Consider the following 23,692-nt stretch of genomic DNA (forward strand, 5'->3'; position numbering starts at 1 on the left):
AAGCCTCCATAACGGAGGCTTCTTTTTTATGGCTGGCAGATGCTTTAATCATCCACCTTAAAACAATATAACCTATTGTTTTAATGACAAATCAGAACGGAATGTCATCATCAAAGTCCATCGGCGGCTCGTTAGACGGCGCTGCCGGAGCGGACTGCTGCGGGCGAGACTGCGCGCCGCCGCTGAACTGATTGCCACCCTGCGGCTGCTGAGGCTGACCCCAACCGCCCTGCGGCTGACCACCACCGATATTGCCACCTGCCGGAGCGCCACCACCCTGACGACCACCCAGCATCTGCATGGTGCCGCCAACGTTCACCACGACTTCTGTGGTGTAGCGATCCTGGCCGGATTGATCGGTCCATTTACGGGTACGCAGCTGACCTTCGATATAAACCTGAGAACCTTTACGCAGATATTCGCTCGCCACTTCTGCCAGTTTGCCGAACAGCACAACGCGGTGCCATTCAGTCTGTTCTTTCATCTCGCCGGTCGCTTTATCACGCCAGGATTCGGAAGTAGCCAGCGTAATGTTGGCAACTGCGCCACCATTTGGCATGTAGCGTACTTCCGGGTCCTGACCCAGATTACCAACGAGAATAACCTTGTTTACGCCTCTGCTGGCCATGTTCGTGTCTCCTGAAAAAAATCGTTCTGAATAAGTGTAAACGCGCGATTGTACCATTACCAATAGCGCTTTTACTATGTTGTGACCTCGGTTCCGGGAAACAAACCTGGCCAGACATTGTTACACAACACTCCGGATAATGCATTCCAATACTGTATATTCATTCAGGTCAATTTGTGTCATAATTAACCGTTTGTGATCGCCGGTAGCACCATGCCACCGGGCAAAAAAGCGTTTAATCCGGGAAAGGTGAATGGATAAGATCGAAGTTCGGGGCGCCCGCACCCATAATCTCAAAAACATCAACCTCGTTATCCCCCGCGACAAGCTCATTGTCGTGACCGGGCTTTCGGGTTCTGGCAAATCCTCGCTCGCTTTCGACACCTTATATGCCGAAGGGCAGCGCCGTTACGTTGAATCCCTTTCCGCCTACGCGCGGCAGTTTCTGTCACTGATGGAAAAGCCGGACGTCGATCATATTGAGGGGCTTTCTCCTGCCATCTCAATTGAGCAGAAATCGACGTCTCATAACCCGCGTTCTACGGTGGGGACAATCACCGAAATCCACGACTATTTGCGTTTGTTGTTCGCCCGCGTCGGCGAACCGCGCTGTCCGGACCACGACGTCCCGCTGGCGGCGCAAACCGTCAGCCAGATGGTGGATAACGTGCTGTCGCAGCCGGAAGGCAAGCGTCTGATGCTGCTCGCGCCAATCATTAAAGAGCGCAAAGGCGAACACACCAAAACGCTGGAGAACCTGGCAAGCCAGGGTTACATCCGTACTCGTATTGATGGCGAAGTCTGCGATCTTTCCGATCCGCCGAAACTGGAACTGCAAAAGAAACATACCATTGAAGTGGTGGTTGATCGCTTCAAGGTGCGTGACGATCTTACCCAACGTCTTGCGGAGTCGTTTGAAACCGCGCTGGAACTTTCCGGTGGTACAGCGGTAGTGGCGGATATGGACGACCCGAAAGCGGAAGAGCTGCTGTTCTCCGCCAACTTCGCCTGCCCAATTTGCGGCTACAGTATGCGTGAACTGGAGCCGCGACTGTTTTCGTTTAACAACCCGGCAGGTGCCTGCCCGACCTGTGACGGCCTTGGCGTACAGCAATATTTCGATCCTGACCGCGTGATCCAAAACCCCGAGCTGTCACTGGCTGGCGGTGCGATCCGTGGCTGGGATCGCCGCAACTTCTATTACTTCCAGATGCTGAAATCGCTGGCAGATCACTATAAGTTCGACGTCGAAGCGCCGTGGGGCAGCCTGAGCGCGAACGTGCATAAAGTGGTGTTGTACGGTTCTGGCAAAGAAAACATTGAATTCAAATACATGAATGATCGTGGCGATACCTCCATCCGTCGTCATCCGTTCGAAGGCGTGCTGCACAATATGGAGCGCCGTTATAAAGAGACAGAATCCAGTGCGGTACGTGAAGAATTAGCCAAGTTTATCAGCAATCGCCCATGCGCCAGCTGCGAAGGGACGCGTCTGCGTCGGGAAGCGCGCCACGTTTATGTAGAGAATACGCCGCTGCCTGCTATCTCCGACATGAGCATCGGTCATGCGATGGAATTCTTCAACAATCTCAAACTCGCTGGTCAGCGGGCGAAGATTGCGGAAAAAATTCTTAAAGAGATCGGCGATCGCCTGAAATTCCTCGTAAACGTCGGCCTGAATTACCTGACACTTTCCCGCTCGGCAGAAACACTTTCCGGCGGTGAAGCCCAGCGTATCCGTCTGGCGAGCCAGATTGGTGCGGGCCTGGTTGGCGTTATGTACGTGCTGGACGAGCCGTCTATCGGCCTGCACCAGCGCGATAACGAGCGCCTGTTGGGTACGCTTATCCATCTGCGCGATCTCGGTAATACCGTGATTGTGGTGGAGCATGACGAAGACGCAATTCGCGCCGCTGACCATGTGATCGATATCGGTCCTGGTGCGGGTGTTCACGGCGGTGAAGTGGTCGCAGAAGGTCCGCTGGAAGCGATTATGGCGGTGCCTGAATCGTTGACCGGGCAGTACATGAGCGGTAAACGCAAGATTGAAGTGCCGAAGAAACGCGTTCCGGCGAATCCAGAAAAAGTGCTGAAGCTGACAGGCGCACGCGGCAACAACCTGAAGGACGTGACGCTCACGCTGCCAGTCGGTCTGTTTACCTGCATCACAGGGGTTTCAGGTTCCGGTAAATCGACGCTGATTAACGACACACTGTTCCCGATTGCCCAACGCCAGTTGAATGGTGCGACCATCGCCGAACCGGCACCGTATCGCGATATTCAGGGACTGGAGCATTTCGATAAAGTGATCGATATCGACCAAAGCCCAATTGGTCGTACTCCACGTTCTAACCCGGCGACCTATACCGGCGTGTTTACGCCTGTGCGCGAACTGTTTGCGGGCGTACCGGAATCCCGTGCGCGTGGTTATACGCCAGGACGTTTCAGCTTTAACGTCCGTGGCGGGCGCTGCGAAGCCTGTCAGGGCGACGGTGTGATCAAAGTGGAGATGCACTTCCTGCCGGATATCTACGTGCCGTGCGATCAGTGCAAAGGTAAACGCTATAACCGTGAAACGCTGGAAATTAAGTACAAAGGCAAAACCATCCACGAAGTGCTGGATATGACCATCGAAGAGGCGCGTGAGTTCTTTGATGCGGTGCCAGCTCTGGCGCGTAAGCTGCAAACGTTGATGGACGTTGGTCTGACGTACATTCGCCTGGGGCAGTCCGCAACCACACTTTCTGGTGGTGAAGCCCAGCGCGTGAAGCTGGCGCGTGAGCTGTCAAAACGCGGCACCGGGCAGACGCTGTATATTCTCGACGAGCCGACCACCGGTCTGCACTTCGCCGATATTCAGCAACTCCTCGACGTGCTGCATAAACTGCGCGATCAGGGCAATACCATTGTGGTGATTGAGCACAATCTCGACGTGATCAAAACCGCTGACTGGATTGTCGACCTAGGACCAGAAGGCGGCAGTGGCGGCGGCGAAATCCTCGTCTCCGGTACGCCAGAAACCGTCGCGGAGTGCGAAGCTTCGCATACGGCACGCTTCCTCAAGCCGATGCTGTAATCGTTAAGGCCGCTTTCTGAGCGGCCTTTTCCTTTCAGAGTTGTACCAGCAATTTACGCTTTTCTTCCGGTAGTAAATTCACTGCCTGCTGATAAGACGCATCCACCAGATAATAGATTTGCGAATCCGGCAGCGAACCGTCGAGATACACGGTGCTCCAGTGCGCTTTATTCAGATGGCGGCTAGGACGCACATCGCTGTGCTGCTGACGTAGCAGCTCCGCCAGCTCCGGGCTGGTTTTCAGCGAAACAGCTGGGCGATTTTCTACTTCTTTCACCATCGCAAACAGTACATCTTCCACTTTGATCTGCGTCGCTTTCCAGTCGTTATGCACGCTCTGTTCTGCGCCTGGTTTTGCCATGCAATATTGTAGCAACTCCGAAATGGTCATTTTTTACTCCCCTTGTAGTGTCGCGATGATGCGACGCGATCCGCCGTGGATGCGATGTTCCCCCAGCCAGATGCCTTGCCAAGTGCCGGTCTGAATACGCCCTTTATGTACCGGCAATACAAGCGATGTTCCCAGCATTGAGGATTTGATATGAGAAGGCATATCGTCTGCTCCCTCATAGTCATGCTCATAATTTCCGTTGTCGGGAACGGTGCGGAGGAAAAAACACTCCATGTCGTGGCGTACGGTGGGATCGCAGTTCTCATTAAGTGTCAGAGAGGCGGAGGTATGTTGCAGCAACAGATGCAGTAAGCCGATGTTAACGCGCGGCATATCAGCCAGCTGATTCAGAATTTCATCCGTTACCAGATGAAACCCACGAGATTTGGCGCTAAGCGTGAGCGTCTTTTGATACCACATGTGCTGCTCCTTGATAAAACTCTCTTAATCAGTTTGCAGCAAGACAGCGAAAGGATAAAGGTGTGATTAAAAAAACAGCATTCGGGAGAGCATCACTCTCTCCCGCTCTGTCAGTATTCTGAATTGACGATCACCTCTTCACCAAACGCACCCGCTTGTGGCAAGGGTTTGTAGGTAGAGTTGGAGGCGCGCAGAATGCGGATACCACGAGCGCCGACATCGCGTGCGGCGGTAATATCGTTATCGGAATCGCCATAAAAAATTCGGATATTTTTATCCTGCAGCCATTGCGATTTTGTATTTTGCCCTGGTTTATCGCCCGCAAAGATTACCGGATTCATGTTGGTGGCAGGAATATGAAAATTATCCGCCAGCGTTTTTGAAACCGTTTCTGTTTTCGTCGGGCTACGACCAGTCACAAAGAAGATCGCGTCACCGCGGCGTACATGCATATCAATCAGCTGGCGAGCGACCTCTTTTGGAATGCTGAATTCATCCCAGCCATTATTCATTTTTTCCCAGAACACAGGATTTTTCAGATAATCTTCGCTTTCTGGCGAGAAGTTTTTTTTGCCGCGCCAGAACCCCGGACTGGAAAAAAGTACCGTGTCATCGATATCAAACCCCACCGCCATTGGCGGACGCCCTGCGAGGCTATTTTCAATTTGTGCGACCGAAACCCAATGAATTGGTGCCTGTTCAGCAAGCCTAGCAACGTTAGTCCCAGGGTTAAGCGGTGAAGGAGATGAGGCCAAGGCAACAGCGGAACTGTTTAGAGCGAACAATAAGCAAACGGCACTGATTGCCTGTGTGATCTTGCGCATATTTTTCCCTAAATAGTCAGTATGTTGAAACTTTTTATTGTGAGATTTGTTGCAAAAACCATCTGACCATAACGCCAGCTGCCGGGGAAAGGAAGGATTATCTGCGGTTTTTGTGATGAAAAGCAGGATGATTATATTTAACCCAGTAAATACGTTCCTGTCTTTTTTTGTATAAAAAATGTTTATTACTCGATGTAAGGATACATTAATTTTACGTTTATTATGATGAATCCTCGGCAAATGAGCGAAATTTGATAGAACATTTATCTGCTGTACGATTTAATGAACTTAATGATACAGCATTACAAAAACAATCGAAGTTTATAAAGATGATTTCTGATTGACCAGCCCCCTACCCTACAATGGTGATTAATTTTATTACTCGCGATGGAGATGATGATATGAATATATCATATGTGAATAGCAACAAAACGACATCTTTACCTGTTGAGCTAGATGCACTAAATAATAAAGATATCTCTTATGCCAAAGATTTCTTTTTATACATAGAAACACAGTTAAAAATTGCAAAAGATTTTTGTAGACCTGGAGAAGAAGTATCAAGTTCTATTGCAAGTAAAGTTTTTCACGCATTTATTGATTTAGTTAACAAAATCAGGGGTAAGAAAGACTTTATGTATATTTGCACGCTTTGCTGTTTTGCCGAGGAGGTTAAAGGTGATTATTCTCATTACAGGACCTTTTTATTTGATATTGGTAATCAATATAAGGTTAAACTTACACAAAGCGGAAAAAAAGAGTTCTCTTTAACATTAGAATTTAACGATACTATAATTGAATCTCAGAAAGTCACAGGCAATAAGGCAAAGCATATTCTTGAGGATATAGAAATATTCTATCGTAACAAACCCGATACTTATTATTAAATTTAATAATGGTTAGATGTGCAGAAATTATTACTCCACACGAAAAAATAGGGAAAGGAATTCCAGATAATTGGGATAAACTTAACAATAAAAGAACTGACAACGTTTTATTATCTCTCACGTAGAACAACGGCATCAAAAAAATCATCTACAAAGAAATAGTGAAAGCGACGACAGTTTAATTTCACTGCAGGCTGGGTAACTCCAGCCTGCTTTCCTGCATTACATCACCGCAGCAAACGCCTTTGCCACACGTTGTACATTTGCCGTATTTAACCCGGCGACACACATGCGACCGCTGGCGATGAGATAGACACCAAATTCTTCACGTAGTCGGTCAACCTGAGCGGCACTTAAACCGGTATAACTGAACATGCCGCGCTGATTAAGCAGATAATCGAAATTGCGTTCTGGCATCTCTGTGCTTAATACCTTCACCAATTCCTGACGCATTGCCAGAATGCGAGTACGCATCTCTTCTACTTCCGCCAGCCAGCTGGCTTTCAATGCCTCGTCATTCAGCACTGCAGCCACCACCTGCGCACCAAAATTCGGCGGGCTGGAGTAGTTGCAGCGAACTGTTGCTTTCAATTGCCCCAGTACGCGGCCAGCGGCTTCGGCATCTTCACACAGAACAGAAAGTCCGCCGACGCGCTCGCCGTAAAGGGAGAAAATTTTCGAGAACGAATTGCTCACCAGAGCGGGTAATCCAGCGCTGGCAATGGCGCGAATAGCGTAGGCATCCTCTTCCATACCGGCACTAAATCCTTGATAGGCAATATCGAGGAATGGGATAAGCTCGCGGGCTTTGAGAATTTCAATCACCGCATCCCACTGATCATTAGTGAGATCGGCACCCGTTGGGTTGTGGCAACATGGATGCAGCAACACAATACTGCGGGCAGGTAATGTTTTCAGCGTCGCCAACAGGTCATTAAAGCGCACGCTGTTAGTCACTTCGTCATGCCAGGGGTAAGTACTCACTTCGAATCCAGCCCCGGCGAATATTGCTACGTGGTTTTCCCAAGTAGGATCGCTGACCCAGACGCCTGATTCCGGGAAGTAGCGTTTCAGGAAATCCGCGCCCACTTTCAATGCCCCTGAGCCGCCAAGGGTTTGAATGGTTGCTACGCGCTGTTGTTGCAGTACCGGATGGTCCGCACCAAACAGCAGCGGCGCAATGGCATGGCGATAGCTGTTAAGCCCTTCCATCGGTAAATAAAGCGAAGCGCCATGGGGCTGCGCATTCAGGCGCGCTTCCGCCTCCGCCACGGCTTTCAATTGTGGAATAATTCCGTCTTCGTTGTAGTACAGACCGATACTTAAATTCACTTTGTCGCTGCGAGGGTCTTCTTTAAAACGCTCCATAAGCGTAAGAATCGGGTCGCCAGCGTAGGCGTCAACTTTTTGAAACACGCGATGGTTCTCCAGGTTTACGGGCAGGTGGTTAAAACACAATAAACCGGAAGAAGGCGAAGATCGAGTGGATGTTCAGGAGCGAACGGCAATTAGCAACAGAGTGAGACTAATGATAAACGTACATCCGCCAGAGGCACGACCTTTATAAGAGCATGAAAGAACATCAACTTATTGAATTTTTAGGATTTTATTGGCCGGATAAGGCATTCACGCCGCATCCGGCACAGACAATCAAATATTACAGAACGATTAATCCACGTATTTCATCGCGACCCTTGAAGTCAGGCGCGTAATAAGTTCGTAAGCGCTTACTTTCGTCATTTCAGCGATACGTTCTACGGGCAAACCTTCGCCCCATAAAATGACCGGATCCCCGGCTTTGTCCTGCGCCTGTGGACCTAAGTCTACGCAGATCATATCCATCGCCACGCGCCCGACAATCGGTACTTCGCGACCGTTCACCAGCACTGGCGTACCGGACGGCGCGGCGCGCGGATAACCATCGCCATAGCCCATCGCGACTACGCCAAGACGGGTATCACGTTCGCTTACCCAGGTTCCACCATAACCAACAGGCTCTCCGGCTTTATGCTCACGCACGGCAATCAGGCTGGAGGTTAGTGACATCACTGGCTGACAGCCAAAATCGGCACCGGTGGAGCGATCTTCCAGCGGCGAGACGCCATAAAGAATGATGCCCGGGCGCACCCAGTCAAAATGCGACTGTGGCCACAGCAGAATGCCACCCGACGCGGCAATGGAACGTTGACCAGGTTTGCCTTCGCAAAAGGTATTAAAGATAGCGAGTTGTTTCTCGGTTGCGCCACATTTTGGTTCATCCGCGCGCGCAAAATGGCTGACGATATTCACCGGCTGACGAACGTTTTTGCACTGGGTCAGGCGATGATAAAACGCCTCAGCCTGTTCCGGCCTTACGCCCAGACGGTGCATACCGGTATCGAGTTTCATCCAGACGGTAACCGGCTCGTCCAAGCTAGCCTCTTCCAGCGCAGCCAGCTGTTCTTCGTTATGCACGGCGGTATGAAAATGTTGCGCAGAAATCGTCGGCAGATCTCTGGCATCAAAAAAGCCTTCGAGTAACAGTACAGGTTTGGTGATTCCCCCCGCACGCAGTCGCAGAGCTTCTTCGAGACGGGCTACGCCAAAGGCGTCAGCATCGGGGAGCGTTCGCGCGGTCTCAAGAAGACCGTGACCATAAGCGTTCGCTTTCACCACCGCAACCATTTTACTGGCAGGTGCCAGTTCACGAAGACGTTGCAGGTTGTGTCGCAGAGCGCGGCGGTTAATCACAACAGTTGCCGCTTGCATTTGTGTTCCTTGATAATTGTTTGCTTTAATTACCTAATTCATAAAATAATTATTATTCGTCGTCGTACTGCGGCCCCGCATAGTTGTCGAAGCGCGACCATTGACCGTTAAAGGTCAGGCGTACCGTCCCGATTGGGCCGTTACGTTGTTTACCGATAATAATTTCCGCGATGCCTTTTAAATCACTGTTTTCGTGATACACCTCATCACGATAGATAAACATGATCAAGTCCGCATCCTGCTCGATAGAGCCAGATTCACGCAGGTCGGAGTTGACCGGACGTTTGTCGGCACGTTGTTCCAGAGAACGGTTCAACTGGGACAGCGCCACCACCGGCACGTTCAGTTCTTTCGCCAGTGCTTTCAGCGAGCGGGAGATTTCTGCAATTTCCAGCGTACGGTTATCGGAAAGCGCCGGTACGCGCATCAGTTGCAGGTAGTCGATCATGATAAGCCCGATGCCGCCGTGTTCACGGGCAATACGGCGTGCGCGGGAACGCACTTCCGTTGGCGTCAGGCCGGAAGAGTCATCGATATAGATATTGCGTTTTTCGAGCAAAATACCCATGGTGCCGGAAATGCGCGCCCAGTCTTCATCATCGAGCTGCCCGGTACGGATTTTAGTCTGGTCAACGCGCGACAGCGACGCCAGAGAACGCATCATGATCTGTTCTGATGGCATCTCCAGCGAGAAGATAAGTACTGGTTTATCCTGCAACATTGCCGCGTTTTCGACGAGGTTCATCGCAAATGTTGTTTTACCCATCGACGGACGCGCGGCGACGATGATCAAATCCGACGGCTGCAAGCCAGCGGTTTTTTTGTTGAGATCGTCATAACCGGTGTTTACCCCGGTAACGCCATCGTGTGGCTGCTGAAACAACTGCTCAATACGCGCCACGGTTGCGTCGAGCACATCGGCGATGTTCTTCGGCCCTTCGTCTTTGTTTGCACGACTTTCGGCAATTTTAAAGACGCGGGATTCAGCAAGGTCCAGCAGATCTTCGCTGGTACGCCCCTGCGGATCAAAACCGGCTTCAGCAATCTCATTCGCAACCGAGATCATCTCACGGACAACGGCACGTTCACGCACGATGTCCGCATAAGCACTGATGTTCGCCGCACTTGGCGTATTTTTTGACAGCTCTGCCAGATAAGCAAAACCACCGACGCTATCGAGTTGCCCCTGGCGTTCCAACGATTCCGCAAGGGTAATCAGATCGATAGGACTACCGCTTTCCTGCAAACGCGCCATTTCAGTAAAGATATGACGGTGTGGGCGGGTGTAAAAATCGTCTGCTACCACACGCTCGGCTACATCATCCCAGCGTTCGTTATCCAGCATTAAACCGCCCAACACCGACTGCTCCGCTTCGATCGAGTGCGGAGGCACTTTCAGCCCGGCAACTTGTGGATCGCGTTCGCGGGGTTCAGCCTGCTGTTTGTTGAAGGGTTTATTTCCTGCCATAGTGAATGGAGTTACCGAAATAAAGAATGGGTCGAAACTTTACCATATGAAGCAGACCCTGACGATACGTTCTGGAGGACACATGGCAACACGAATTGAATTTCACAAGCACGGTGGCCCGGAAGTACTTCAAGCCGTAGAGTTCACTCCTGCCGATCCGGCGGAGAATGAAATCCAGGTCGAAAATAAAGCCATCGGCATCAATTTTATCGACACGTATATCCGCAGCGGCCTTTACCCGCCGCCATCGCTACCCAGCGGATTAGGTACCGAAGCGGCAGGCATCGTGAGTAAAGTCGGCAGTGGTGTAAAGCATATTAAGGCTGGCGATCATGTAGTCTATGCGCAGTCGGCGTTAGGCGCTTACAGCTCTGTGCATAACATTAATGCGGATAAAGCGGCGATTCTGCCTGCGGCAATTTCTTTTGAGCAAGCTGCGGCATCCTTCCTGAAAGGCTTAACGGTTTATTATCTGCTGCGCAAAACCTATGAAATTAAACCCGATGAACAGTTCCTGTTCCACGCAGCGGCTGGCGGCGTTGGCTTAATTGCCTGCCAGTGGGCAAAAGCCCTGGGCGCGAAACTCATCGGCACCGTAGGAACCGCGCAAAAAGCGCAGAGCGCGCTAAAAGCCGGCGCGTGGCAGGTTATTAACTATCGTGAAGAGAATCTGGTCGAGCGATTGAAAGAGATCACCGGCGGTAAGAAAGTGCGCGTAGTGTACGATTCCGTGGGCAGAGACACCTGGGAACGGTCGCTGGATTGCCTGCAACGCCGCGGCTTAATGGTCAGTTTTGGCAACTCATCAGGTGCGGTTACCGGTGTGAACTTAGGCATTCTCAATCAAAAAGGCTCGTTGTATGTGACACGCCCTTCCCTGCAAGGCTATATCACCACGCGGGAGGAATTAACCGAGGCCAGTAATGAACTGTTCTCTTTGATTGCCAGCGGTGTGATTAAGGTCGATGTCGCCGAGCAGCAGAAATATCCGCTGAAGGATGCGCAGCGTGCGCATGAGATTCTGGAAAGCCGGGCGACGCAAGGTTCCAGCCTGCTGATTCCATAAAAGAAATAGGGCTTCCACCTGGGAAGCCCTTTCTTTTTATAGTTCGGCTGTATGTAGGGTACAGCACGATGAATCTGTTAGAGGCGCAATAGTGACAGATTTGATTATCAATTCCTATTTTGTTCTAAGGATAAAACCTTAGGTTGTGATCATCCGCACAATCCCTTAGTAACGCCAGCGGTCATAACGCTGATATTTCGGCATTTTTGGTGCTTTAATCGCCTTAATAACCCACACCACCGCAATCGCCAGTAGTAACCACGGCAGCAACTTAATCATCAATGCCAGCATACCGCCGAGGAACATAATGGCCGTCGCCACAACCAGCGCGGCGATAATGCCCAGCAACGAAACGCCGGTGACCATCAGCATGACAAAAAAGCCAATCACAAAAAGTAGTTCCAGCATGATGCTCTCCCAAATATGAAATCTCTTGCTGGCATTACAAGAATCATGCCAAAAATAATCTATTGATTTAACAGCAAAACGCCCCGCGACGGTGCGCAGGGCGTGGTGAATTTGACTACTTTTTGGTGAAAAGTTAACGCTTATCCGCCACCAGTTTGAGCGCGTGTTCCAGCACGTTAATGTCAGCACCCGCTTTATGGGCATTTTCACTTAAATAACGCCGCCACTGCCGCGCGCCAGGAATACCCTGGAACAAACCCAGCATATGCCGGATAATATGGCCGAGATACGTCCCCTGGCTGAGTTCATGCTCAATGTACGGATACATGGCACGCACTACTGCCACCGGATCGGCATCGGTATCCGAGGAACCAAAGATCTCCCGGTCTACCGCCGCCAGAATACCCGGATTCTGATACGCCTCGCGCCCGACCATCACGCCATCCATATGTTGCAAATGCGCTTTAGCTTCTTCCAGCGACTTGATACCACCGTTAATCGACATTGTCAGATGCGGGAAGTCACGCTTCAGTTGATACACACGCGGATAATCGAGCGGCGGGATTTCACGGTTTTCTTTCGGGCTTAACCCCGAAAGCCAGGCTTTACGTGCGTGGATGATGAACATCTCACACTCGCCTTTGCCGGAAACGGTATTGATGAAATCGCAGAGAAATTCATAGCTGTCCTGGTCGTCGATGCCAATACGCGTTTTCACCGTCACCGGAATCGACACCACATCGCGCATCGCTTTCACGCAGTCGGCAACCAGCTGCGCATTACCCATCAGACACGCACCAAACATGCCGTTCTGCACCCGGTCAGACGGGCAGCCGACATTCAGGTTGATCTCATCATATCCGCGCGCTTCTGCCAGCTTTGCACACTGCGCCAGCGCCGCCGGATCGCTACCGCCCAGTTGCAACGCTACCGGATGTTCTTCTTCACTGTACGCCAGATAATCACCTTTACCGTGAATAATCGCCCCTGTGGTCACCATTTCGGTATAAAGCAACGTATTGCGGGAAAGCAGACGCAAGAAATAGCGGCAATGTCTGTCCGTCCAGTCGAGCATTGGTGCAACGCTAAACCGACCACTCCAGTGAACGTCAGTTTTTTCAGGCATTGCGCTGGTTTGGTTGATTTTTTGCATTTCAGAATTACCGTGCATTTTCAAATGTAGAGATTATTTTATCGATATATCATGGGGTTATGTTATTCAGCTTCACTGTTCAGGAGGCTCAATAGCGGGGTACTATACCATAACAACAGGAAGCGCCTGTCTCATTGCAAAAGAAAATTGAGATCCTCTCAAGGCATGAAGCTCTCACGAAGTGATGGAAATAATCTTATTAGCCGTTAACTTTGTTAAGGCCAATGATAAACAATCCAGGTTCGACGATAAATAAAAAATCACACATTAAACTCTGGTGATATATCTCCCTGCTAATAGCATTGATAGAGAAAAAAGAACCTAATAAATATTGGGTCCTTTTATATAATGCCTTCCATACTATCGAAGAACTTCACATATTATTTCTCCGATTTAACCCCGAACAAGTCATAAATTAATTTAGAAGTGTCTGTAAGTATTTTAATCTCTTCCTTTGAGGCTGGGTCAAACGACTTCACGAAGCTAATTAATTGTGGTGCAGCATCTCGCATTTTGCTTAAAATATCAGGATCGAGCGTTCCTTCATTCACCAGATGTGACATCTTATCCAGATAGCCATCAAAATTCATTTCTCCCCCATCTGCCAGACGCTTCATCTCTCCCAGGTACTTCTTCATATCACGTTGATATAATTTTTCAAACTGAGCTTTCAGGTAGCTCTCATTATTTTCATTAATATACACTGTTTCTGATAAATCTGCGTAGGCACTAGAATATGAAAGTGAAATTAACAGCGAAGCAAATAATTTTAAGCTGTTGTCATCATGTTCCTGGCAGGCATTAACAAACGTTAAAAAACCAGAACCTATTGCTTGAAAATGTATATTCGCTAAAGGTTCATTATCCTTAGATTCCTCATAAAATAGCTGAACCGTGGAGGGAAGGCCATTCTTAGTTTCTACATCAAAAGTACATTGTTCAATGGGCATTGCATCTTTATTATCCCCAAGATTACATATACTATTAATCGCGAAATGAAAAATAGCCCGGTCAACAACTGATGCAATAAAGTCACGATCGTTTAAATCCTCATCAGTGCAATCGTCAGTATACTTATTGACCCACATTTTGAGAACATTTATTTGCTCAATTAAAAACACATTTTTTTACGTGCATGCCATAAATTATGCGTGATTCGTTGAATAAACAAATCTATTTTTGCAATAATTATATCCCGATGACGCAGCGCTGCATAATCAATAGATTTACCATATATATTATTTAATTTACCTTTGATTGAACCTCTATTATCCAATTTATCTTTGGTTGCATCTTTATTTTCGAATTGATTTGAATTGAGTGTTTTATTAAAGTATCCAGTTGCACCGGGTATTATCTTCAACATGATTCATCTACCTTTTTTGTCGTACCGTGTCCTCCTTATAATTCTTTTGCCATCTGGTCACTATCAAAAATCGCTCATAATTTCTGAACTACAGGTATGCGTTTAAACCCAGTTAAATAAATAGCGAGTTAACTTGAAGCAATTTATTTAAAAATGAATTATTAATTATTATCGTGTTGATAATGGTACGACAAGGCAACACAACACCTTACCTACAAAACAGAAAATCAACATTACGGCAACAATAAGGGTTCTCGGTGTTTTTCCTGGAACATGGTAAAGTAAGGACATTCTTAACCCCCACTTTGAGGTGCCCGATGGAAAAGACCACAACGCAGGAGTTATTAGCGCAGGCTGAAAAAATCTGCGCGCAGCGTAATGTGCGCCTGACCCCACAGCGCCTGGAAGTGTTGCGCCTGATGAGTCTGCAGGATGGCGCTATCAGCGCTTATGATCTGCTTGATTTACTGCGCGAAGCTGAACCGCAAGCCAAGCCGCCAACGGTTTATCGCGCGCTGGATTTTCTGCTTGAGCAAGGTTTTGTGCATAAGGTGGAATCCACCAACAGTTATGTGCTCTGTCATCTGTTCGACCAGCCCACGCATACGTCAGCCATGTTTATTTGCGATCGCTGCGGCGCGGTGAAAGAAGAGTGTGCAGAAGGCGTGGAAGACATTATGCATACGCTGGCGGCAAAAATGGGGTTTGCCCTGCGGCATAATGTGATTGAAGCACATGGGCTCTGTGCGGCATGCGTGGAAGTGGAAACGTGTCGTCATCCTGAACAGTGCCAGCATGATCACTCTGTGCAGGTGAAAAAGAAACCGCGTTAAGAGGGCGTACATCCTTGTACACGTCGGGCAGGAGGGATTAATTACCAGCGATATTCATTGCGGGTTTCCCAATCCACGACCTCTTTTTCTGCCTGATCTTTCTGATAACCATAACGTTCCTGGATTTTACCGACCAGTTGATCACGTTTACCTTCAATGATCGTCATATCATCATCGGTCAGTTTGCCCCATTGCTCTTTCACTTTACCTTTAAACTGTTTCCAGTTACCGCCGGCTTCATCTTTATTCATAATCAAGACCTCATCGTTAGGTTGTGAATGAGAGTACGTTCACTTTTCTTCTGAACGTGAGATTAAGTGTAGTCAGCAATTTGGCTTAGGATAATTTATTCAGAATTTTTAACCGTCACGTTGCGGCAAACCAGGTACCGTTGCGCCAGTGACGCCGCCAGATAGCCGCCAGAGAAAGCCCGCGCAACGCCAGAAAGACGGTTAATGCCAGCCACAAACCATGATTACCCAGCCACGGCAGCGTAAGGAGCGTCAGCGCAAAACCTGCGGCGGCCACCGCCATACTGTTACGCATTTCGGCGGCACGCGTTGCGCCTATAAACATGCCGTCCAGCAGATAACACCAGACGCCAACCAACGGCAAAATCACCTGCCAGATAAGATAGCGGTCAGCCAGCTGCTGAATCTGGGTTAACGACGTCAGCAACGCAATGATGTGTTCCCCTGCCAGCAAATAAACCACCGAAAACAGTAACGCTACAATCCCCGACTGGCGGCACGCTGCCCGCCATACATCCAGCAACTGGCTACCGTCGCGCGCACCGTATGCCTGACCGGAGTGCGCTTCAACCGCGTAGGCAAAACCATCAAGCGCATAGGCGGTAAAGGTGAGTAGCGTCATCAGAACCGCGTTAACAGCGATAATGTCACTCCCCAGTCGCGCACCAAGTACGGTGATCGCGCCGAAACAGAGTTGCAACAACAGCGAACGCAGCATGATATCGCGGTTAAGCGCCAGCAAGCGACGGAAGTTTCCTCGCCAGGCAGTTTTCAGCATTTCGCCGGAAATTCCGCGTAGTTTGAGGATTTTACGCACCATTAGCAGACCAATCAGCAATGTTGCATATTCCGCAATAACCGTCGCCAGCGCCGCGCCTGTTCCAGGACCGCTTCACTACCGCCAACAATATGCAGCGCCAGATCGATAATCGGCGTACGCAACAGCGCAATTAACGCCCCGGCCCCCAACGCCAACAGCAACGGTTGCACCAGCGCACGGGCTAATGCCTGAGGATTTTTGGCACCATAAGCCTGCGCAGTCAGCCCGGTGGTGCTCATGCGTAAAAACAGCAACAGCATAAAGAGAAAGCTGGTCGCCGTTGCACCAACCGCCACGCCGCCCAAATAAACCGGACTATCAAGATGACCAATTACCGCCGTATCGACCAGTCCCAGCAACGGAACGGTGATATTGGAGAAAATCATGGGTAAGGCGAGATGCCAGAGTGCTTTATCAGATGAAGTGAGGAATGCCATGCAGACAAGCCTGATGAAGAGAGATGAAAAACAAACCGCGACGCCAGGCGGCATCGCGGTCTCAGAGATATGTTACAGCCAGTCGCCGTTGCGAATAACCCCAACCGCCAGCCCTTCAATGGTGAAGCTCTGCTGACGAAGGTCAACGACAATTGGTTTAAACTCGCTATTTTCTGGCAACAGTTCGACTTTATTGCCCTGTTTTTTCAGGCGCTTAACGGTAACTTCGTCATCAATACGTGCGACAACGACCTGACCGTTACGTACATCCTGAGTTTTATGCACTGCCAGCAAGTCGCCATCCATAATGCCGATATCTTTCATCGACATCCCGCTGACGCGCAGCAGGAAATCAGCATTCGGCTTGAACAAGGAAGGATCGACCTGATAATGACCTTCAATATGCTGTTGCGCCAGAAGCGGTTCACCGGCAGCCACACGACCTACCAGCGGCAACCCTTCTTCCTCTTCCTGCAACAGACGAATCCCGCGTGATGCGCCGGAAACAATTTCAATAACGCCTTTGCGTGCCAGCGCCTTCAGATGTTCTTCAGCCGCGTTTGGGGAACGGAACCCCAAACGCTGCGCGATTTCCGCACGCGTCGGCGGCATACCTGTCTGGCTGATGTGATCACGGATGAGATCAAACACCTCTTGTTGCCTGGCCGTTAACGCTTTCATTCCGCCCCCTGGGTGTATATACAGTTATGCTGTGAGTATATACAGCAAAAGGCGATTTTGGAACCATAAACTGCACAATAAACCAGAGATTTATCGAAATCTGGAAGGGTTATCCAAAATGCGACCATAACAGGATGCACCAGGTAATCACGGCGACGATAATGGCAATCAGCACCGCGGCGGATCCCATATCTTTTGCGCGTCCGGAAAGCTCATGGTATTCAGAGCCAATTCGGTCAACCACTGCTTCGATGGCGCTATTGAGGATTTCCACAATCATCACCAGCATCACGGAGCTGATAAGCAGCACGCGGGTAATTGCGTCCACATCCAGCCAGCAGGCGATGACCACCGCCAACAATACCGCTACGCCTTCCTGACGGAATGCCGCTTCGTTGATCCATGCAGCGCGTAAACCTTTCCAGGAATAGCCAGCAGCTTTGATAATTCGGGTGAATCCAGTGGTATTATTGGCCATTGAAAGAACCTTTTTACATTATGAGCGTCAATATCAGTGTACCGTTAAATCCGATGATTCGGGTTTGCGTAACGCCGCGCGAAACATGAGCGGATACCACAGAATTTCCCATGACTTTCTGCTATCCTTGCCGCGCATTTGCATTATTAACCAGAGGCTTTACATCGTTTATGTCCGGCTGGCCACGAATTTACTACAAATTACTGAATTTACCATTAAGCATCCTGGTAAAAAGCAAGTCTATTCCGGCAGATCCTGCCCCGGAACTGGGGCTGGATACCTCTCGTCCAATTATGTACGTTTTACCGTACAACTCGAAAGCAGATTTGCTGACGTTGCGCGCCCAGTGTCTGGCACATGATTTGCCTGACCCGTTAGAGCCGCTGGAAATCGACGGCACGCTACTGCCGCGCTATGTGTTCATTCACGGCGGGCCGCGTGTATTCACCTATTACACGCCGAAAGAAGAGTCTATTAAGCTTTTCCACGACTATCTCGATTTGCACCGTAGCAACCCAAATCTGGATGTGCAGATGGTGCCAGTATCGGTGATGTTTGGTCGCGCGCCGGGGCGTGAAAAAGGCGAAGTGAACCCGCCGCTGCGTATGCTTAACGGCGTACAGAAATTTTTCGCTGTACTGTGGCTCGGTCGCGACAGTTTTGTGCGTTTCTCGCCGTCAGTGTCGCTGCGCCGTATGGCGGATGAACACGGCACGGATAAAACTATCGCTCAGAAACTGGCGCGCGTGGCGCGTATGCACTTTGCCCGTCAACGTCTGGCTGCCGTAGGCCCACGTCTGCCTGCTCGTCAGGATCTGTTTAATAAGCTGCTCGCCTCCCGCGCCATTGCCAAAGCGGTAGAAGATGAAGCGCGCAGCAAAAAAATCTCCCATGAAAAAGCGCAGCAGAACGCGATTGCGCTGATGGAAGAGATTGCGGCGAATTTCTCTTACGAGATGATCCGCCTGACTGACCGCATTCTGGGCTTCACCTGGAACCGATTTTATCAGGGCATCAACGTCCATAACGCCGAGCGCGTTCGCCAGCTGGCCCACGACGGTCATGAGCTGGTGTATGTGCCTTGCCACCGCAGTCACATGGACTACCTGCTACTTTCTTACGTGCTGTACCACCAGGGGCTGGTGCCGCCGCATATCGCCGCCGGGATCAACCTGAACTTCTGGCCGGCCGGGCCGATTTTCCGCCGTCTGGGGGCGTTCTTTATTCGCCGTACTTTTAAAGGCAATAAACTTTATTCCACCGTTTTCCGTGAGTATCTCGGCGAACTGTTCAGCCGTGGTTATTCCGTCGAGTACTTCGTGGAAGGCGGTCGTTCCCGCACGGGGCGTTTGCTGGATCCGAAAACCGGTACGCTGTCGATGACCATTCAGGCGATGCTGCGTGGCGGCACGCGTCCGATTACGCTGATTCCGATCTATATCGGTTATGAGCACGTCATGGAAGTGGGTACTTACGCCAAAGAACTGCGCGGCGCGACGAAAGAGAAAGAGAGCCTGCCGCAGATGCTTCGCGGTTTAAGCAAGCTGCGTAATCTCGGTCAGGGTTACGTCAACTTCGGTGAACCAATGCCGTTGATGACCTACCTTAACCAGCACGTACCAGACTGGCGTGAATCTATCGATCCCATCGAAGCGGTGCGTCCGGCCTGGTTAACGCCGACGGTCAATAATATTGCTGCCGATCTGATGGTACGCATTAACAACGCAGGCGCGGCAAACGCCATGAACCTGTGCTGTACTGCGCTACTGGCATCACGTCAGCGCTCACTCACCCGCGAGCAGTTAACCGAGCAACTCAACTGCTACCTGGATCTGATGCGCAACGTACCTTACTCCACGGACTCTACCGTTCCTTCAGCCAGCGCCAGCGAGCTTATCGATCACGCGCTGCAAATGAACAAGTTTGAAGTCGAGAAAGACACTATCGGCGACATCATCATTCTGCCACGCGAGCAAGCGGTGCTGATGACCTACTATCGCAACAACATTGCGCATATGTTGGTGCTGCCTTCGCTGATGGCGGCAATTGTCACCCAGCATCGCCACATCTCCCGCGACGTATTGATGGAGCACGTCAATGTGCTTTACCCAATGCTGAAAGCGGAGCTGTTCCTGCGCTGGGATCGCGACGAGTTGCCGGACGTTATTGATGCGCTGGCAAATGAGATGCAACGTCAGGGGCTGATTACCCTGCAAGATGATGAGTTGCATATCAACCCGGCGCATTCTCGCACCCTACAGCTGCTGGCCGCAGGCGCGCGCGAAACGCTGCAACGTTATGCCATCACCTTCTGGTTGTTGAGTGCCAACCCGTCGATCAACCGCGGTACGCTGGAGAAAGAGAGCCGCACCGTTGCGCAACGTCTCTCCGTGCTGCACGGCATCAACGCGCCGGAGTTCTTCGACAAGGCGGTGTTCAGTTCTCTGGTGCTGACGCTGCGTGATGAAGGGTATATCAGCGATAGCGGCGATGCCGAACCAGCAGAAACGATGAAGGTTTATCAGTTGCTGGCGGAGTTGATTACATCAGACGTGCGTTTGACGATTGAGAGTGCGACGCAGGGCGAAGGGTAATCAGAGAGAATTGCCGGATGCGGCGAAAACGCCTTATCCGGCCTACCATGACCTGCAAATTCAATAAATTGCGATTCACCGGGTAGGCCTGAGAAGCGCAGCGCATCAGGCAACCCAGAAGAAAGCCGGATGATCATCCGGCTTTTTTACATCATCAGAAATGCCAGTAACTCATTGCCAGTCCTAAAAACAGTACCAGACCAACATAGTTATTATTCATAAATGCTTTAAAGCAGGCTTCACGCTCGCGGTTGGCAATCAGTTTTTGTTGATAAACAAACAGCGCGCCAGCCACCACAATTGACCAGTAATATCCCCAGCCTAAGCCATTTAACTCACCGATGATCGCCATCAGTGCCAGTACGCCAATCTGCAAAATACCAATAATCAATTTATCGTATTGGCCGAACAGGATTGCCGTGGATTTAATGCCAATCTTCACATCATCATCGCGGTCAACCATCGCATACTGCGTGTCGTAAGCCACCGCCCAGAGAATATTGGCGAGGAACATTAACCAGCAACTCAATGGCACCGACTCACTCACAGCGGCAAAAGCCATTGGAATCGACCAGCCAAACGCCGCGCCCAGCACCACTTGCGGGAGATGGGTATACCGCTTCATAAACGGGTACACCCACGCCAATGCCAGAGCGGCAATCGACAACAGAATGGTCATCGTATTCAGCGTCAGAACCAGTAAAAACGAAATCAGTACCAGCACTACAAACAGCGCGCGCGCCTCTTTCTCTGTTACCGCGCCGCTGGGAAGTGGTCGGTTCGCCGTGCGCTTAACATGACCATCAAACTTGCGATCAGCATAATCATTCACCACGCAACCAGCAGCGCGCATCAGCCAGACACCCGCGACAAACACCGCCAGGATCCAGAGCTGAGGAACGCCCGGTGTCGCCACCCACAACGCCCATAATGTTGGCCAGAGCAGCAGTAACGCGCCAATTGGCTTATCCGTACGCATTAAGCGATGAAACGCCAGCAGCTTATTCTGCGTCAGACTCCACTCCATATTTTTTTCCTCTTAGTACAACGGTGACGCCGGTAAAAACAGTTCTGTTAGCAACAGCGGTTTACCGCTTAATCGCAGGCGGGAACGTCGCCCCCACAGTCCGGCATCACGGCCTATCTCGATAAAATCCCGGGTTAGTGTCGATGATGTGAACAGATAGCGTCCTAACGGCGTTTTACCCAATTTTTGTAACGCTAGTTCCGGCCCGCTTAATGTTGATACAGGAACGACGGTACGACCGGCAAGCCACGGTTCACCATCGGCACATAACAAAATTTCACGTAACCAGTAACGAGACTCTTTCGGCAGCAGCGGCAGTTCTTCGGGGATTTCATTCTGCTCGACAAACCCCTCGCGGATCATCGTCACACTCACCGTTTTTCCCTGCTGTTCAAAACGTTTTGTCATGGAATCCTCCAGCAACAGCCAGTCGAGCAGTTGCGGATCCAGGGCAGGGATCTCTTTAAAATAGCGCAGCGCACGCAGTTGCGTTAACGCGGGGTGTGACATGCCGAACTCTCCGTTACATAACGTAAAGGCATTGTATCGCAGAAAAGTGTTTACGGGAGATGTAAAGCAAATTAAGTGATCTAATGCGCAACAAAAACGCAACAATCGCATGAAGTGGTAAAACGCTGTTGAACCTTACGCTGTGCCGATGCCCGTGCTGGCGAGGGCAACCATAGGGGCATCACCGCCCATGATGCTAGGAACGGTGATGTTTTCCTTTACTTAAATACCTTTATTCTTTATACGAGTAGCTCGCCAACTCGCAGTAAAAATTGGGAAAAGCGCATATTTACCATGAGATTTGGAGCTGAAAAGTGTTTCCTGAGTAAGATTAATAGGCAACATCTTATGTCTGGATTTATAGATACACGTGGAATTCCAATTGGTATCTTTTGTAGGATTCAACATATCATGTAAGCGCTGGGAGCTTACCACCATAACAGGCCCATCATCGACAGAGGAGAACAGGATAAATATATTATCGTTTCGTGTTAATTTATTAGTGTTAAAGGTTCTTAACTTTTCTTCAGTTTCTATAAATATAGGTGAAACATCATCACTACGAATCCACTCTTTATAAAGATACCAGGCATTTGCTTTGATCATATCATCCGTTGATCGTAAGGCCTGATCGATAAGTTGGATAAAAAAATTGTTATTTTTATCAACCAGCCCTTTATTCATATTAAATCTGTTAATAAAATGGATCATCTGTTGGGTATCGAAATTCACCTTACTGAATCGATGTTGACGCATAAAATTATCGAACTTGTCATCTTCCCCAGAATGTATATAACTACGTATAATTGGATCTTTTATATAAGGACAATGGCTAAATGTTTTCTTCATATTCTCAATAAAGTTTTTATTAACAATATTGAGAATTTTTAATTGCATCACCAGTTTTACTGCCAGAACGGATTTCAATATCATTGCATTATCTGGCAATGTATCAATCATTTTTATAATGTTATTGATATAACCATCGAGATCTTCATTCCCAAATATATCTGAATAATCAATAGTTAATTCCAATTGTTCTGTAATGCAATCTTAAAAATTCCCTGTCGACATTCGCACATGATCAAACATAACAGCTGTCAAATTCGATTTAATAAATGATATTTCTTTGGCAGACAGAAACTCTGCTCTGGTGAAGTGCGAAGCGTAAAGATAACAATTATCGAAGTTTGAATTTCTAATCTGACATTCGCGAAAATTACTATGACCAAGTTGACTCTGCGAGAAGTCAACTGTATCAAGAATATTTTGGCTAAAATCAACACATTCGCCACTCGTTTTGAGAAAAATCACATTGTGTAAACGTCGACATTTAAATATGACATTATCAACTGTTGCCTTAGTAAAATTGCAATTCTCAATTTCTTTACATTCGAAAGTTACATGTTGTAGATTTGATGATAAAAAAGACACCTTAGAAATAACGTCACCTTTAAAATGACAATTTGTTAAATCAAAATCAGACAGGTCGATATACCCCTGCGCATCTTTATCCATCAGAAAATTACAAGCACATTCTATTTTTTCATTTCTGTAGAATTTTACACTTATAGTATCATTACTAATTGAGACTTCACGTAACATATTTATTGCATGATTTTTTTC

18 protein-coding genes and 4 pseudogenes are annotated in these 23,692 nt (G+C 49.2%); 5 read left to right on the forward strand and 17 right to left on the reverse strand.

Annotated elements, in window-relative coordinates; all coding sequences use genetic code 11:
- Positions 1–91: 91 nt before the first annotated feature.
- A complete protein-coding gene (ssb1, locus tag ACUU1M_RS10890; protein WP_000168305.1) occupies positions 92–628 on the reverse strand; it encodes a single-stranded DNA-binding protein SSB1 in 537 nt (178 codons plus the stop codon).
- Positions 629–881: 253 nt separating this feature from the next.
- Between ssb1 and uvrA the strand changes: the two genes are divergently transcribed.
- Positions 882–3,704: an excinuclease ABC subunit UvrA gene (uvrA, locus tag ACUU1M_RS10895; RefSeq protein WP_000357753.1), complete on the forward strand. Its 2,823-nt coding sequence runs from the start codon at positions 882–884 to the stop codon at positions 3,702–3,704.
- Positions 3,705–3,738: 34 nt separating this feature from the next.
- Here the strand turns inward: uvrA and ACUU1M_RS10900 are convergent, their stop codons facing one another.
- From ACUU1M_RS10900 to aphA, 3 genes are all read right to left on the reverse strand, one after another.
- The gene (locus tag ACUU1M_RS10900; RefSeq protein ID WP_000155657.1) at positions 3,739–4,095 is read right to left on the reverse strand and encodes an MmcQ/YjbR family DNA-binding protein; all 357 of its coding nucleotides are present in this window, start codon (positions 4,093–4,095) and stop codon (positions 3,739–3,741) included.
- Positions 4,096–4,098: 3 nt separating this feature from the next.
- Entirely contained in the window at positions 4,099–4,515 is a 417-nt protein-coding gene (locus tag ACUU1M_RS10905) for a secondary thiamine-phosphate synthase enzyme YjbQ (protein ID WP_000270367.1), read from the reverse strand.
- 110 nt (positions 4,516–4,625) lie between these two features.
- Complete coding sequence (aphA, locus tag ACUU1M_RS10910; RefSeq protein ID WP_001317548.1) at positions 4,626–5,339, reverse strand: acid phosphatase AphA; 714 nt, start codon at positions 5,337–5,339, stop codon at positions 4,626–4,628.
- Positions 5,340–5,740: 401 nt separating this feature from the next.
- Here aphA and ACUU1M_RS10915 point away from each other — a divergent pair.
- Positions 5,741–5,945: pseudogene (locus tag ACUU1M_RS10915) on the forward strand (hypothetical protein).
- Positions 5,946–6,448: 503 nt separating this feature from the next.
- Here ACUU1M_RS10915 and tyrB read toward each other — a convergent pair.
- The 3 genes from tyrB to dnaB form a co-directional block, all read right to left on the reverse strand.
- Positions 6,449–7,642, reverse strand: coding sequence for an aromatic amino acid transaminase (gene tyrB / locus ACUU1M_RS10920; RefSeq protein WP_000486968.1), 1,194 nt, complete (start codon positions 7,640–7,642; stop codon positions 6,449–6,451).
- Between the two features lie 252 nt (positions 7,643–7,894).
- Positions 7,895–8,974, reverse strand: coding sequence for an alanine racemase (gene alr / locus ACUU1M_RS10925; RefSeq protein WP_001147328.1), 1,080 nt, complete (start codon positions 8,972–8,974; stop codon positions 7,895–7,897).
- A gap of 52 nt (positions 8,975–9,026) precedes the next feature.
- Positions 9,027–10,442 carry a replicative DNA helicase gene (gene dnaB, locus ACUU1M_RS10930; protein WP_000918363.1) on the reverse strand — a complete coding sequence of 472 codons (1,416 nt, stop codon included), beginning with the start codon at positions 10,440–10,442 and terminating at the stop codon, positions 9,027–9,029.
- An 82-nt stretch (positions 10,443–10,524) separates the two neighbouring features.
- On the opposite strand from dnaB, the gene ACUU1M_RS10935 reads away from it, so the two are divergent.
- Positions 10,525–11,508 carry a quinone oxidoreductase gene (locus tag ACUU1M_RS10935; protein WP_000235502.1) on the forward strand — a complete coding sequence of 328 codons (984 nt, stop codon included), beginning with the start codon at positions 10,525–10,527 and terminating at the stop codon, positions 11,506–11,508.
- Between the two features lie 165 nt (positions 11,509–11,673).
- Here the strand turns inward: ACUU1M_RS10935 and pspG are convergent, their stop codons facing one another.
- The 3 genes and pseudogenes from pspG to ACUU1M_RS10950 form a co-directional block, all read right to left on the reverse strand.
- Entirely contained in the window at positions 11,674–11,916 is a 243-nt protein-coding gene (pspG, locus tag ACUU1M_RS10940) for an envelope stress response protein PspG (RefSeq protein ID WP_000891402.1), read from the reverse strand.
- A gap of 133 nt (positions 11,917–12,049) precedes the next feature.
- Positions 12,050–13,087, reverse strand: coding sequence for a tRNA dihydrouridine(20/20a) synthase DusA (gene dusA / locus ACUU1M_RS10945; RefSeq protein WP_005050598.1), 1,038 nt, complete (start codon positions 13,085–13,087; stop codon positions 12,050–12,052).
- Between the two features lie 362 nt (positions 13,088–13,449).
- Positions 13,450–14,435, reverse strand: a pseudogene (locus ACUU1M_RS10950) (DUF2713 family protein).
- A gap of 317 nt (positions 14,436–14,752) precedes the next feature.
- Here ACUU1M_RS10950 and zur point away from each other — a divergent pair.
- The gene (gene zur / locus ACUU1M_RS10955) at positions 14,753–15,268 is read left to right on the forward strand and encodes a zinc uptake transcriptional repressor Zur (RefSeq protein ID WP_005077290.1); all 516 of its coding nucleotides are present in this window, start codon (positions 14,753–14,755) and stop codon (positions 15,266–15,268) included.
- Positions 15,269–15,309: 41 nt separating this feature from the next.
- On the opposite strand, the gene ACUU1M_RS10960 is transcribed toward zur, so the two are convergent.
- From ACUU1M_RS10960 to dgkA, 4 genes and pseudogenes are all read right to left on the reverse strand, one after another.
- Positions 15,310–15,519 (reverse strand): CsbD family protein, encoded by a 210-nt coding sequence (locus tag ACUU1M_RS10960; protein ID WP_001030593.1) that lies wholly within the window; start codon positions 15,517–15,519, stop codon positions 15,310–15,312.
- Positions 15,520–15,634: 115 nt separating this feature from the next.
- Positions 15,635–16,776, reverse strand: a pseudogene (dinF, locus tag ACUU1M_RS10965) (MATE family efflux transporter DinF).
- A gap of 72 nt (positions 16,777–16,848) precedes the next feature.
- Positions 16,849–17,457, reverse strand: coding sequence for a transcriptional repressor LexA (gene lexA, locus ACUU1M_RS10970; RefSeq protein ID WP_000646078.1), 609 nt, complete (start codon positions 17,455–17,457; stop codon positions 16,849–16,851).
- A 109-nt stretch (positions 17,458–17,566) separates the two neighbouring features.
- A complete protein-coding gene (gene dgkA / locus ACUU1M_RS10975; protein ID WP_000002907.1) occupies positions 17,567–17,935 on the reverse strand; it encodes a diacylglycerol kinase in 369 nt (122 codons plus the stop codon).
- 170 nt (positions 17,936–18,105) lie between these two features.
- On the opposite strand from dgkA, the gene plsB reads away from it, so the two are divergent.
- Positions 18,106–20,529, forward strand: coding sequence for a glycerol-3-phosphate 1-O-acyltransferase PlsB (plsB, locus tag ACUU1M_RS10980; protein ID WP_005050606.1), 2,424 nt, complete (start codon positions 18,106–18,108; stop codon positions 20,527–20,529).
- Between the two features lie 154 nt (positions 20,530–20,683).
- Here plsB and ubiA read toward each other — a convergent pair whose 3' ends face one another.
- The 3 genes and pseudogenes from ubiA to ACUU1M_RS10995 all read right to left on the reverse strand — a co-directional run.
- Positions 20,684–21,556 carry a 4-hydroxybenzoate octaprenyltransferase gene (gene ubiA, locus ACUU1M_RS10985; RefSeq protein WP_000455228.1) on the reverse strand — a complete coding sequence of 291 codons (873 nt, stop codon included), beginning with the start codon at positions 21,554–21,556 and terminating at the stop codon, positions 20,684–20,686.
- 12 nt (positions 21,557–21,568) lie between these two features.
- Positions 21,569–22,066: a chorismate lyase gene (gene ubiC / locus ACUU1M_RS10990; RefSeq protein ID WP_001295693.1), complete on the reverse strand. Its 498-nt coding sequence runs from the start codon at positions 22,064–22,066 to the stop codon at positions 21,569–21,571.
- A gap of 222 nt (positions 22,067–22,288) precedes the next feature.
- Positions 22,289–23,692, reverse strand: a pseudogene (locus tag ACUU1M_RS10995) (SopA family protein); the annotation flags it as partial.

This window comes from Shigella sp. SIG6 (assembly GCF_053555815.1).